Source organism: Pseudomonas sp. SWRI50, assembly GCF_014269095.1.
GTDB classification, from domain to species: Bacteria; Pseudomonadota; Gammaproteobacteria; order Pseudomonadales; family Pseudomonadaceae; genus Aquipseudomonas; species Aquipseudomonas kermanshahensis.
The window spans coordinates 133,425-146,825 of sequence record NZ_JABWRW010000006.1; the positions used below are offsets into that span (position 1 = coordinate 133,425).

Genomic DNA, 13,401 nt, shown 5'->3' on the forward strand with positions numbered 1-13,401 from the left:
GTTCCCACCATGCTGTTGCGCCCTGTCGCCCTGCTGCTCGCCAGCACCCTGTTTGCCCCTGCCGCGCTGGCAGACGTGCATGAAGTGAAGATGCTCAACCGCGGTACGCAGGGCGCGATGGTCTACGAGCCGGACCACTTGCGCATCGCACCCGGCGATACCGTGCGCTTTGTGCCGACCATGAGTGGGCACAACGCAGCCAGTGTGCCGGGGTTGCTGCCGCAGGGCGCTGAGGCGTTCAAGAGCAAGCTCAACCAGCCCTACGAGCACACCTTCAACGTACCCGGCATGTACGGTATCCAGTGCATTCCGCACCTGGCGATGGGCATGGTGATGGTGATCCAGGTGGGTGACGCGGCGCCGGCCACAGTGCCTGCCAGCCTGCCTGCACGGGCGAAAACCCGCTTCGAAGCGCAACTGCAGAAGCTGGGGGCCGGGCAATGAGCCGGCTGTTGCTGGCCCTGCCTCTGCTCGGGCTTTCCCCGCTCGCATTGGCTGACTCCGCTCAGTCCCAGAGCAACGGTTTGGTAGAAGACGCCAGCTGGAGCATCCTCAACCGCAGCGTGTTCGACCAGCGCGACTACAAGCATGGCGGGCGCAACAGCAGTGCGCGCAATGCCTACAAGCCGCGCGACGAACGTAGCGGCAAAGCTGAAGAATGGGCCTACGGTTTGATGGGCACCTTGCAGTCTGGCTTTACCCAAGGCCTGATCGGCGTCGGTGTCGATGCCCACGCTTATCTGGGCGTACAGCTCGACAGCGGCGGTGGCCGTGCCGGCAAGGCGCGCTTGCTGGGCATCGACAACGACGGGCACCCGAAAAACGAATACAGCCGAGCAGGCGCAGCCTTGAAGATGCGGGTGTCGAACACGGTGCTGTCCTACGGCGAGCAGCGGGTGAAAACCCCGGTATTCAGTTCGTCCGACAGCCGCTTGCTGCCCGAGACCGCGACGGGGTTTTTCCTCACCAGCAACGAGATCGACACGCTTCGGCTGGTAGCCGGCCACTTCAATGAAAACGCGGATCGCAACGCTTCAAGCCACGATCAAGGGTTCGTGGTGAACTATTCCAATGGCCGCCAGGGCAATGCCTTCGATCTGGCCGGCGTGGCCTGGAACCCCGGCGCAGCCTTCAGCGGCAGCCTGTATACCTCGCGCTACGAGGACAGCTGGAACCAGCACTACCTGGGCAGCACCCTGACCCACGCACTGGATGACCGGCGCAGCTTGAGCCTGGACCTCAACCTGTACCGCACCACCGACACCGGCAAGGCGCTGTCCGGGCGCATCGACAACACCACCTGGAGCCTCGTGTCGCGTTACAACCAGGGGCCGCACGGGTTCAGCCTGGGCTGGCAGCAGGTAGACGGCAATACACCGTTCGACTATGTGACGCGGGGCGCGATCTATATCGCCAACGCTGTGCAGATGTCGGACTTCAACGCACCGAACGAGAAGTCATGGCAGGCGCGCTATGACCTGAACATGGGCGCCTACGGTGTGCCCGGGTTGAACCTGACGGCGCTGTACGTGCGCGGGTTCGATATCGATGGCACGCATGTCGACCCCACCGGCGGCTACGCGTACCTGGGGTATGGCAAGGGTGGCAAGCACTGGGAGCGCGACCTGGAAGCGCGCTATGTGGTGCAGAGTGGCAAGGCCAAGGGCACCACGTTCTCGGTACGGCATAACGCGCACCGGGGGAACACGGCGCAGGCGGAACTGGATGGTGACCAGATCCGCCTGGCAGTCGAGTGGCCGCTGGGCGGCGGGTTCTGATCATCGTTCAGAGACCAGGCTTCGCTCCAACGTGCCGGTGACGGGCTGCGCAGCAGCCCCCCGGTTCAAGACGCTGCCGCGGATGGCGGCTGCAGCCCCCATTCGGCTTTTTCCTGCGAGGTCATCGCAGCAAGCACTTCCATAAACGTCTGGTCCAATTCAGCGCTGACATTGCCGAAAGCCTTGTAGTTGGTCAGCAGGTAGCGCTTCACCGTATTGGGCCAACGCCCTTCCTTGTGCGCTGCATTGATGATGCCCTTGGCGTCGTGGCGCGTGGCACCCCGCCACAAATCCATCAGCCTGTTTTCGAAGTGGCCGAACGACCACGGGTCTCTGCGGTCTTCGAATTCGTCCAGCAGTTTGAGCTTGTACAGGGCCATGTGTGGCATCGGTGAGTCTCCCTTGGGGGCGTTGGGTAAGCCTTGAGGGAGACGGTAAGCAAGCAGGTACGTTATGGAAATGAACGCGTTGAACACTTCACAACAACAGCTGTAGGGGGTTTCTGACCGATTACGGCGACGTCATGCCAGCGTCAGCTGCATATGGGTGGTCTGCCAGACGGGGTCCTGCTCCACATCGATCACCACGAACCCCTGGCGCTCCCAGAAGGCAATCGCGCCCGGCAGGAACGGGTGGGTGTGCAGGTACAGGCATTCGACACCCGCCTGTTCAGCCGCACCGCGCAAGGCGGCGAACAAGGCGGCGGCGAGGCCATGGCGTCGATAGGCGGGCAACACGAACAAGCGCACTACCTCGACAACGCACACCCGCTGATAGTCGAGTTGTGCGAAGCGATGGTCATAGGGCACATAGCCGATCACGGCCACCAAACGGCCCTGATCGCGGGCTTCGAGAAACACGCCTTCGCCGTCCAGGTATGTCTCGGCGAAGCGAGCCAAGTCAGGGGGCAACGGTGCGTCGGCAAGCTGCGGGAAAAGTTCGCGGCGGGCGCTGTCGACAAAAACGACCACCTCGTCGATGGCGTCACGCGGGACGGGTTGGATGATCCAATTCGGCATGTGGGCTACAGGCAATGAGTCGAGGGCAAAGGTTCTACCCCAGCGCGCCGCCCCTGGCAAATTCTGGGCTCATCGCGATCAAGACCCCGGTATAATCGCAGGCCTAGACCGCCCAACCAGGCCACCCCATGCCCCGCCTCCAGACGTTGCTACTGCCCCTGCTACTGATCACCGCCCTCGCCGCCTGCGACCAGCAACCCTCCCGCGAAGCGCAGATCCTAGCCAAGCTGCCGCTGCAGGACGCCTATGAGCACAACATCGACCGTATGGCGTCGTTGCTGGCGCCAGCCCACCCGCAGGTGCCCGAGGCGCGCATCCGTGAGGTGCTGCGCAAACACCTGACGGTCGAAGACCAGCGCCAGGACTTGTTCAAGCTCTACAGCGAAAAGAATTTCAGCGACGCTGAATTCGCCAGCATCGTCGACGCCATGCAGGACCCGGCCAAGGCCCGCGCACTTGAAGAGACAGAGGCCGGCAAGCGCCTGAGCGAAAAACTGACCGCGCTGATGCGCGAAACCGCCCGCGACACCCAGGTGCAGGCATTGGCCGAGCAGCGCATGCAGCAGGTCGAAGATGAGCTGGCTGAACTGGAAAAAGCAGGTTCCTGATCGACGTAACACACCGCCGCGGCGACAATAACGCACTACACCTACAAGCAGCAGGGTTACTCCCTTTTCGTACCAGTGAGGTCAGGATTGCCACACCCCAAGCACGGATTGCGCCTGGATTTACGCTCGCTCATTCTGATTCTCTGCGCCCTCACCGCGCTGCTGATGCTGTGCGCCAGTTATTTCGCCAGCTACCGGGTTCAGCGTCAGTTGCTGATCGACCACGCCCTGGAGGCCAACCGGGTGTACGCGGCGAAGCTGGCGTCGATCACCGAGACCTTCATCGCCAGTGCCTTGCAGCAGTTGTCGTTCAGTGCCGGCGTACAAGCCCACCAGTTGGCTGATGCCGCCGCGCTGCAGGCGGAGACCGACCGCGTGCTGCACCAGGGCCTGGCCTTCAACTCGACGTTCGTAGTCGATGCCGACGGGATCCTGCGGGCAATCTCCCCTGCCTCATTGCGCCACTACCTCAATACCAAGGTGCAGTCGCCCGGGGTTCAGGAGGCCTTGCAAGGGCGCAAGGCGCTGGTGTCGACGCCCTACCTGTCCGCCGCCAACAACCTGGTGGTGGCACTGTCGCAGCCGATCTTCGATACCAATGGGCGTTACCTGGGCTACGTCGGTGGCAGCCTGTACCTGCGCGAGCGCAACATCCTCAACAGCCTGCTGGGCGAGCACTTCTACAAGGACGGCTCGTACCTCTATGTGGTCGACCGCAACCGCCGCCTGCTCTATCACCCGGACAACCAGCGAGTGGGCACGGTGGTGGAAGGCAACCCGCTGATCGATCAACTGGCGACCCTGGACAGCGGCACCCGCCAGCTGACCAACAGCCAGGGCGTGGAAATGCTGGCAGGGTTTGCCACGGTGCCGAGCGCTGGCTGGGGTGTAGTGGCGCAGCAACCGCTGGCGCAGACCGTGGCGCCCTTGAGCCACCTTGTGCTCAACGTTATCGGCACCTCGGCGCCGCTGGCGCTGGTGGGCAGCCTGGTGCTGTGGTGGCTGGCGATGACCATCGCTCGGCCACTCTGGCAATTGGCGGCCGGGGCCAGGTCGATGGACCGCTCAGGCACCGCCGAGCGCCTGCATCGGGTGCCGGCCTGGTACTTCGAGGCGGCTGAGCTCAAGCGTGCGCTGCTGTTCGGGCTCAACCTGCTGCAAGAGCGCATCGGCCGGCTTAACCGCGATGCCCAGACCGACCCACTGACCGGGCTGGGCAACCGCCGCAACCTGGAATTCAGCCTGTCGTTGTTGGAGGCCGAAGGGCGGGCTTTTTCGGCCATCGTGCTCGATATCGACCACTTCAAACGGGTAAACGACGGCCATGGGCATGAGGTGGGCGATCAGGTACTGCAGCGGCTGGCCGAGCTGATGCGCCGCTGTTGCCGAGAGGGCGACCTGCTTTGCCGCACCGGCGGCGAGGAGTTTCTCATGCTGCTGCCGGGGGCAAGCCTGGCGGTTGCGGCAGCAGTGGCAGAACGGCTGCGGGTAACGGTGCAGGATACGCCGGTGGAACCCGTGGGCGCGGTGACGATCTCGCTGGGGGTGGCGCATTGGCCGGGCGGCGCAGGCAGCGAGCCTGGCGATGCATTGAGCGAGGCGGACCGGGCGCTGTACGCGGCCAAACAGAATGGGCGCAATCGTGTGTGTGTCGCGCGAGTTCAGCCCTGAGACCCGCGCAAACCTTCACTGCCAGGCCCTTCGCAAAAGTTGTTACAAGCCTTGTCATAAAACTGTCGTGTTTCAGTCATAGGATTGACCCCAACCTGACATTTTCACTCTTCATGGATGAGCGTCTCATGCGTCGTGTGGTTTTCAATCAGAAAGGTGGCGTCGGCAAGTCGAGCATCGCCTGCAACCTGGCTGCCGCCAGTGCCGCTGAAGGCTATCGGACCTTGCTCGTCGACCTCGACCCACAGGCCAATGCCACCTACTACCTGACCGGCCTGGTCAATGACGCCATCCCCTCGGGCATTGCCGACTTCTTCCGCCAGACCTTGTCATCCGTCACCGCGCACGGCAAGAAGCCCCGTGTGGCGATTACCGAAACCCGCTACAGCAACCTGCACCTGATCACCGCCAGCCCCGACCTCAGCGACCTGCAAAGCAAGCTGGAGAGCAAGTTCAAGATCAACAAGCTGCGCAAGCTGCTGGTGGAATTGGCCGAAGACTACGAGCGGATCTACATCGACACGCCGCCGGCCCTGAACTTCTACACCTTCAGCGCCCTGGTGGCCGCCGAACGCCTGTTGATCCCGTTCGACTGCGACAGCTTCTCGCGCCATGCGCTGCACAGCGTCATGGCCGAAGTGGAGGAGCTGCGCCAGGACCACAACCCAGCGCTGCAGGTGGAGGGCGTGGTCGTCAACCAGTTCGCCGGGCGCACGGCACTGCACCAGACACTGGTCGATCAGTTGCGCGGTGAAGGGGTTCCGGTGCTGCCGGTGTACCTGAGCAGCTCGATCAAGATGCGCGAATCACACCAGGCGTCGGTGCCGCTGGTGCACATGGCGCCGCGGCACAAGCTGGCGTTGGAGTTTGCCGACCTGCTGGACGTGCTGGAGCGCGCAGCCTGAGCCAAGCGGGCTGCTTTGCACCCCAGCATTTTGCGTCACCAGGGCTACCCGATCACGCATTCGGGTGATAGATTCGCCGCCATGAAAACCACCCGGCAGACCCGCACGCTGACCGCCTGGACGCTTTATGCCAGCGTCCTGTTCAGCCTATTGCTGTGCGGCCTGCATCACGGCCAGATGAGTGGCTTGCGCCTGGCGGGCCTCGAGGGTGGTTTCTGTTCGATCAGCAGTGACCACGCCCCGGCCATCAACCTGGACAACGCCGGTGGCGACCAGCACATGGCTCAGCTCGACTGCCCCGTGTGCTCCTCGTTCGGCCTGGCAGTGCCGCTTGCCCACACCGGCTGGGCGTTCCTGCCGCCTCAGTCCGGGGCCACCTCGCCCATTGTCGTGCGCAGCTGGGCACAACCGCCGCCGCGCTACTTGCGCCCTGCCCTCAACCCCCGCGCCTCCCCCGCCGCGCTTCCCGCAGCCCTTCTGTTCGCCTGACCTCAAGCGGGTGCGCCTGTGCGCGCTCGCGGTCAGCCATGACTTTTGCGTGGAAGACACGACAACATGATCCGCAAGACCTCCCTGGTGCTCCTCATGGGCACTTGCACCTTCGCCTGGGCAGACACTGCCCCGGTTGAACTCAACGCCACCACCATCGATGGCGAACGCGACGCCCCCTCCGGTGTGCAACTGGACGAGTCGATCCAAACCGGTTCGCGCCTGGGCCTCACCGCACGGGAAACCCCGGCGTCGGTCAGTGTCTCGGACCGCCGCCTGATCGAGGCGCACGGCGCCAAGGACAGCCAGGACGTGATCAACGCCATGACCGGCGTCAACGCCTCGGCCAACCCCGGTTATGGCGGCTTCGTCGCCTACCGGGGCTTCACCCAGAACCAGGTCACCCAGCTCTACAACGGCATCAACCTGGGCTATAGCAGTGCCACACGGCCAGTGGATGCCTGGGTACTCGACCGGGTCGAACTGATCGGCGGGCCGTCCTCTTTCCTGCATGGCGCAGGCGCCGTGGGCGGCTCGATCAACTACATCACCAAGCTTGCCAGCCGCGATCAGCAGATCATCGACGGCCGCCTGCGCTACGGCAGTTTCGACGACTCAGAAGTGGCCTTCGGCATCAATCAGGCGCTGGCCAGCAACCCCGCCGACGCCCGCCACTTCATGCGCCTGGACTTCAGCCGGGGCCAGGGCAACGGCTACATCGACCGTAACCAGCGCAACACCGACAGCCTGGCGTTTTCGGTACTCAGCGACCTGGCGCCCAACCTCACCCACACCCTGGCGCTGGAGTACCAGGAAGACCGCGAAGACAGCCCGTACTGGGGTTCGCCGATCCTGCCGGGCCGCAGCACGATGAAGATCGACAAAAGCCGCCGCTTCGAAAACTACAACGTCGCGGACGGCCGCTACGAGCAGCGGGTACGCTGGCTGCGTTCGATCCTCGACTACCAGCTCAGCGACAACACCAGCGTGCAGAACACGCTGTACCACTACAACGCCCAGCGCGACTACCGCAACGTCGAGCGCTACAGCTACACCGCCAATGGCCAGGTGCAGCGCAGCAGCCCGTACCTGCAAAGCCACGACCAGAACCTGTTGGGCGATCGCATCGAGTTGCGACATGACAACACCCTGTTCGGCTTCGCCAGCCAATGGTCGCTAGGGCTGGAATACTCGCGCATGCGCCAGACCCTTTACCCGACGTCGGGCAGCTGGAGCGACGTCGTCGACCCCGACCATTTCGACCCTGGCAGCTTCGATGACATCCCTGGGGTGAATGCCGGCTTGACCAAGCAGCGTCGCCACGAAGTCACCAACCGCGCGGTGTTTGCCGAAAACCGCCTGCAACTGACCGATCGTCTGGCCTTGCTGACTGCCCTGCGCTATGACTACCTGGACATGCAAGTGACCAACTACGGAACGGTCTCGCCCACCTCGCCGGCGTTTTTCGAGCGCCGCTGGGAGCCGCTTTCCGGGCGCATCGGCCTGACCTACGCGCTGACGCCCAGTGCCAGTGTGTACGCGCAGTACAGCAGCTCGGCCGATCTGCCAGCCGGTTCACTGGCGGCGGCGACCTACTCCAACGTCGGCCTGTTCGACCTGTCCAAGGGCGAGCAATGGGAGGTCGGCAGCAAGTTCGACTTCCTCGACGGCCGCGGCGCCGCCACGCTGGCGCTGTACCAGATCGTGCGCAAGGACTTTGCCGTGCGTGATTCCAACGATGCCAACCAGACGGTGCAGGCCGGGCAGCAGACCTCGCGCGGCGTCGAGCTGTCCGGGCGGCTGCAGGTCACGCCGAAACTGCTGGCCGAGGCCAACTACGCCTACGTCGACGCGCAGTACGACACGTTCAACGAAGCGGTCAACGGGGTATCGGTGTCACGCAAGGGCAATACACCGGTCAACGTACCGGCCAGCGTCGCTAACCTTTGGTTGACCTACAGCTTCACGTCCGCGTGGTCGGCGGGGGTCGATGGGCGCTACGTGGGCTCGGTGTATGCCGACAATGCCAACACCCTCAAGGCACGGGCCTACACGCTGTTCGGTGCCTTCGCCCGCTACCGGCTGGATGAGCACACCACGGTGACCGGGCGAGTGCGCAACCTGACCGACGAGGTGTATGCCAAGCAGGCCTACAGCTCCCAGTACTACATGGGAGCTCCGCGCACCTTCGAGGTGGCGCTGGACATGCGCTTCTGAGGTGTCAGCCCTGCTGCAAGGGGTATGCCGCAGCAGGGCTGTACTCGCCTGGTTGAAACAGGCATCCCAGTGTCGCCCTCGACGAAGCCCCCGCAGGCGCTCACCGATCTACTGGCAAGCACAACAATGATGACGCGGCCCGACCGCGTCACGTTCATTCAGGCTGCCAATGGAAACCGGAGAGCTCCCACATGTCCGCACCTCATGAGGTATCCCCCGCCACCCTGCGCCGGGTGATCGCCGCCTCTGCCATCGGCAACTTCGTCGAGTGGTTCGACTTTGCCGTCTATGGCTTTCTCGCCACGCTGATTGCCAGCCAGTTCTTCGCCAGTGAAGATGCCAGCGTGGCTTTGCTCAAGACCTTCGCCGTGTTTGCCGTGGCATTTGCCCTGCGCCCGCTCGGCGGTATCGTGTTCGGCGCACTGGGTGACCGCCTGGGGCGCAAGCGCATCCTGTCGCTGACCATCCTGCTGATGGCCGGCTCCACCACCTTGATCGGCTTGCTGCCGACCTATGCCAGCATTGGCCTGGCGGCACCCGTGCTGTTGACCCTGGCCCGTTGCCTGCAAGGCTTCTCGGCGGGTGGCGAGTACGCCGGCGCCTGCGCCTACCTGATGGAGCATGCGCCCAACGACAAGCGCGCGTTCTACGGCAGCTTCGTGCCGGTCTCGACCTTTTCAGCCTTTGCCTGCGCGGCGGTGATCGCCTACGGCCTGGAAGCGAACCTGACGGCCGAGGCGATGAACGCCTGGGGCTGGCGCGTGCCTTTCCTGATCGCCGCCCCGTTGGGCCTGGTTGGCCTGTACCTGCGCTGGCGCATGGAAGAAACCCCGGCGTTCCGCGAAGCTGTGGCCCAAGGCAAAGAACACGAGCACTCGCCGCTCAAGGAGACCCTGCGCAACCATGGCCGGGCCATCCGCAACCTAGGGGCGTTCATCTCGCTGACGGCGCTGTCGTTCTATATGTTCACCACCTACTTTGCCACCTACCTGCAACTGGTCGGCAACCTCACCCGTGCGCAATCGCTGCTGGTAACCACAGTGGCGTTGTTGTTCGCTGCCGTCGGCTGCCCGCTGGCCGGGGCGTTTTCTGACCGGGTGGGGCGGCGCAAGACCATTGGTTTCACCTGCCTGTGGGTGATGGTCTGTGTGTTCCCGGCGTATTGGCTGGCCAGTTCCGGCTCACTGTCCGGGGCGCTGCTGGGGGTGATTCTGCTGGCCGTGGGCGCGCTGTGCAGCGGCGTGGTGACTGCGGCATTGCTGTCGGAAAGCTTCCCGACACGGACCCGCTATACCGCGTCGGCGATTACCTACAACGTGGCCTATACGCTGTTCGGCGGCACTGCGCCGTTGGTGGCGACCTGGTTGATTGGGCAGACGGGTAGCAGCCTGGCACCGGCGTTTTACCTGGTGGTGATTGCGCTGGTGGCGCTGGTCGGAGGGTTGGCATTGCCGGAGACGTCGCGCATTTCGTTGCATGATGAGGCCGGCGTCGATAGCGTGCGGCCTGGGGTACGGAGCAGCGTTTGAGATTTTTGGGGCCGCTGTGCGGCCCCGGCATTATCAGCCTTCTTCCCCCTCTTCGCGCCGATACGCCCATTGGTACAGCGCCGGCAACACCAGCAACGTCAACGCCGTGGACGACAGGATCCCGCCAATCACCACAGTCGCCAGCGGCCGTTGCACTTCGGCCCCGGTGCCGGTCGCCAATGCCATCGGGATGAACCCCAGCGAGGCCACCAACGCGGTCATCAGCACTGGCCGCAAGCGCGTCAATGCACCCTCCTCGACCGCCACCCGCAACGTGCGCCCTTCCTCGCGCAGGCTGCGGATAAAGGCAATCATCACCAGGCCATTGAGCACCGCCACCCCCGACAAGGCGATAAAGCCCACCCCTGCGGAAATAGACAATGGAATATCCCGCAACCACAGCGCCAGTACCCCACCGGTCAAGGCAAACGGAATACCGGTGAACACCAGCAAGCCATCCTTGAGGTTGTTGAACATCATCAGCAGCAAGGCCAGCACCAACAGCAAGGCCACCGGCACTACCACCTGCAGACGCTCGGCGGCCGACTGCAACTGCTCGAACTGGCCGCCCCAGCGCGTCCAGTAACCGGGCGGTATCTGCACCTGCTCGATCAGGGCCTGCTCGGCCTGCTGCACGAACGAGCCAAGGTCGCGGCCACGCACGTTGGCACTGACCACCACCACGCGCTTGCCATCCTCACGGCTGACTTGGTTAGGCCCCAGTTGCAGGTTCAATGTCGCGACCTGCGACAGCGGGATGAAACCGATCTGGGCAGCGCCGGCTGCACTGCTCGCCGGTACCGGTATCAGCAGGCTGGAAAGCGCGTCGACATCGGTACGCACAGTCTCGGGCAGGCGCACCACCATGTCGAAACGTCGGTCGCCCTCATACAGCGTGCCTGCCGTACGCCCCCCCACAGCAATGGCGATGGCGTCTTGCACGTCGCCGACATTGAGGCCATGGCGGGCAGCCTTGTCGCGGTCGATATCAATGGTCAGCACCGGCAGGCCTGTGGTCTGCTCGACCTTGACCTCCGAGGCGCCCGGCACACGCTGTAGGCTGCTGGCGATTTGCGCAGCGGTCTGGTTGAGCACGTCCATGTCGTCCCCAAACACTTTGACCGCCACATCACTGCGCACACCCGAAATCAGTTCGTTGAAGCGCAACTGGATTGGTTGCGACAGCTCGTAATTGCTGCCCGGCACACTGGCCGCGGCGCGCTGCACTTCGGCAATCAGCGCCTCACGTGGCTTGCTCGGGTCGGCCCATTGCGCGGGCGGACGCAGCATCACGTAGGCGTCAGAGATGTTCGGCGGCATCGGGTCCGAGGCGATTTCGGCAGTACCGGTGCGGGCGAACACGCGCTCCACTTCCGGCACCTGGGCAATGATCGCCCGCTCCAGGCGCTGCTGCATGTCTACCGACTGCGATAGGCTGGTGCCTGGCACGCGCAGCGCCTGCAGGGCAAAGTCGCCCTCGCTGAGGCTGGGGATGAACTCGCTGCCCATGCGGCTGGCCATCACCCCGGACAACACCACCAGCGCTGCCGCCCCGGCGAACGCCAGCTTGCGCCGGCCCAACACCCAGCCCAGCACCGGCGCATAGCGCTGGCGCGCGGTGCGCATGACCAAGCCTTCTTCTTCCTTGACCTTGCCGGTCACGAACAGCGCCAGCGCCGCCGGCACGAAGGTCACCGAGAGGATCATGGCGCCCAGCAGGGCGATCACGACGGTGAAGGCCATGGGGTGGAACATCTTGCCCTCGACCCCGGTCAGGGCAAAGATCGGCAGGTACACCACCATGATGATCAACTGCCCGTAGATCAGCGGGCGCCGTGCTTCACGGGCGGCGGCAAACACTTCATGGAAGCGCTCGCCGCGGGTCAGCATGCGGCCATGGCGCTGCTGGGCGTGAGCCAGGCGGCGAATGGCGTTCTCGACGATCACCACCGCGCCATCGACAATAATGCCGAAGTCCAGCGCGCCGAGGCTCATGAGGTTGGCACTGACCTTGTTGCCGAACATGCCGGTGAAGGTAAACAGCATGGACAACGGGATGACCATGGCGGTAATGACCGCAGCGCGGATGTTGCCCAGGAACAGGAACAACACGGCGATGACCAGGATCGCGCCTTCGATCAGGTTTTTCTTCACCGTGGCGATGGCTTTTTCGACCAGGTTGGTACGGTCATACACCGTCACCGCGACTACGCCCTTGGGCAGGTTGCGGTTGATCTCGACCAGCTTGGCCGCCACCGCCTGGGAGACCGCGCGGCTGTTCTCGCCGATCAGCATGAACACCGTGCCCAGCACTACCTCACGGCCATTCTCAGTCGCAGCCCCAGAGCGCAGCTCTTGGCCCAGGCCAACCTGGGCGACATGGCTGACGCGTATCGGCGTGCCGTCGACGCTGGCGATGACGATGTTGGCGATGTCCTCGGCGGAGTCCAACTGGCCCGGTGCGCGGATCAGCAACTGCTCGCCATTGCGCTCGATGTAGCCGGCCCCCACGTTGGCGTTGTTGCGCTCCAGTGCCGCGATCAAATCATTGAGGGTGAGCTTGTAGGCCGCCAGGCGCTTGGGCTCCGGTGCGATCAAGTACTGCTTGGCATGGCCGCCAATGCTGTTGACCTCGGCCACCCCCGGCACATTGCGCAACTGCGGCTTGATGATCCAGTCCTGGATCACCCGCAGGTCGGTCTGGGTGTAGGGCGTACCGTCCTCCTTGAGCGCGCCCTCCTCGGCCTCGACGGTCCACAAGAAGATCTCGCCCAGCCCTGTGGAAATCGGCCCCATGCCCGCCTCGATGCCGTCGGGCAACTGTTCACGGGCCACCTGCAGGCGCTCGTTGACCAATTGACGGGCGAAGAACAGGTCGGTGCCGTCATCGAAAATCACCGTGACCTGGGACAAGCCAGAGCGGGACAGCGAACGGGTCTGCTTGAGGCCTGGCAGGCCGGCCATGGCCGTTTCGATGGCGAAGGTGATGCGCTGCTCGGTCTCCAATGGCGAGTAACCGGGTGCGGCGGTGTTGATTTGCACCTGGACGTTGGTGATGTCCGGCACGGCATCGATGGGCAGTTTCTGGAAGCTGTGGATACCCACCGCAGCCATCAGCAGCACAGCAAGCATCACCACCAGGCGCTGCTCGATGGCGAATTGGATCAGGCGTTCGAACATGGCGT

At 64.0% G+C, this 13,401-nt stretch carries 11 protein-coding genes; 8 read left to right on the forward strand and 3 right to left on the reverse strand.

The features are described 5' to 3' along the window. The first annotated feature begins 9 nt into the window (after nucleotides 1-9). Together HU750_RS09075 and HU750_RS09080 are read left to right on the forward strand one after the other, a co-directional pair. Nucleotides 10-444, forward strand: coding sequence for a pseudoazurin (locus HU750_RS09075; protein ID WP_186678769.1), 435 nt, complete (start codon nucleotides 10-12; stop codon nucleotides 442-444). Beyond that, nucleotides 441-1,778, forward strand: a complete 1,338-nt coding sequence (locus HU750_RS09080) for an OprD family porin (RefSeq protein WP_186678771.1) — start codon at nucleotides 441-443, stop codon at nucleotides 1,776-1,778. Before HU750_RS09075 ends, HU750_RS09080 begins: the two co-directional genes overlap by 4 nt. 65 nt (nucleotides 1,779-1,843) lie before the next feature. Here the strand turns inward: HU750_RS09080 and HU750_RS09085 are convergent, their stop codons facing one another. Both HU750_RS09085 and HU750_RS09090 read right to left on the reverse strand, forming a co-directional pair. Then, nucleotides 1,844-2,158 (reverse strand): hypothetical protein, encoded by a 315-nt coding sequence (locus HU750_RS09085; protein ID WP_225935665.1) that lies wholly within the window; start codon nucleotides 2,156-2,158, stop codon nucleotides 1,844-1,846. 141 nt (nucleotides 2,159-2,299) lie between these two features. Beyond that, nucleotides 2,300-2,797: a GNAT family N-acetyltransferase gene (locus HU750_RS09090; protein WP_186678776.1), complete on the reverse strand. Its 498-nt coding sequence runs from the start codon at nucleotides 2,795-2,797 to the stop codon at nucleotides 2,300-2,302. A gap of 128 nt (nucleotides 2,798-2,925) precedes the next feature. Between HU750_RS09090 and HU750_RS09095 the strand changes: the two genes are divergently transcribed. From HU750_RS09095 to HU750_RS09120, 6 genes are all read left to right on the forward strand, one after another. Then, the gene (locus tag HU750_RS09095) at nucleotides 2,926-3,405 is read left to right on the forward strand and encodes a DUF2059 domain-containing protein (RefSeq protein WP_027593842.1); all 480 of its coding nucleotides are present in this window, start codon (nucleotides 2,926-2,928) and stop codon (nucleotides 3,403-3,405) included. Nucleotides 3,406-3,492: 87 nt separating this feature from the next. Continuing rightward, a complete protein-coding gene (locus tag HU750_RS09100; RefSeq protein WP_085273262.1) occupies nucleotides 3,493-5,076 on the forward strand; it encodes a sensor domain-containing diguanylate cyclase in 1,584 nt (527 codons plus the stop codon). A 128-nt stretch (nucleotides 5,077-5,204) separates the two neighbouring features. Then, nucleotides 5,205-5,981 (forward strand): ParA family protein, encoded by a 777-nt coding sequence (locus tag HU750_RS09105; RefSeq protein WP_085273261.1) that lies wholly within the window; start codon nucleotides 5,205-5,207, stop codon nucleotides 5,979-5,981. 81 nt (nucleotides 5,982-6,062) lie between these two features. Continuing rightward, complete coding sequence (locus HU750_RS09110) at nucleotides 6,063-6,470, forward strand: DUF2946 family protein (RefSeq protein WP_186678778.1); 408 nt, start codon at nucleotides 6,063-6,065, stop codon at nucleotides 6,468-6,470. Nucleotides 6,471-6,536: 66 nt separating this feature from the next. Continuing rightward, complete coding sequence (locus tag HU750_RS09115) at nucleotides 6,537-8,687, forward strand: TonB-dependent receptor (protein ID WP_186678780.1); 2,151 nt, start codon at nucleotides 6,537-6,539, stop codon at nucleotides 8,685-8,687. 191 nt (nucleotides 8,688-8,878) lie between these two features. Next, complete coding sequence (locus tag HU750_RS09120; protein ID WP_099453534.1) at nucleotides 8,879-10,216, forward strand: MFS transporter; 1,338 nt, start codon at nucleotides 8,879-8,881, stop codon at nucleotides 10,214-10,216. A 33-nt stretch (nucleotides 10,217-10,249) separates the two neighbouring features. On the opposite strand, the gene HU750_RS09125 is transcribed toward HU750_RS09120, so the two are convergent. Next, nucleotides 10,250-13,396 (reverse strand): CusA/CzcA family heavy metal efflux RND transporter, encoded by a 3,147-nt coding sequence (locus tag HU750_RS09125; protein WP_186678782.1) that lies wholly within the window; start codon nucleotides 13,394-13,396, stop codon nucleotides 10,250-10,252. Between the last annotated feature and the right edge of the window lie 5 nt (nucleotides 13,397-13,401).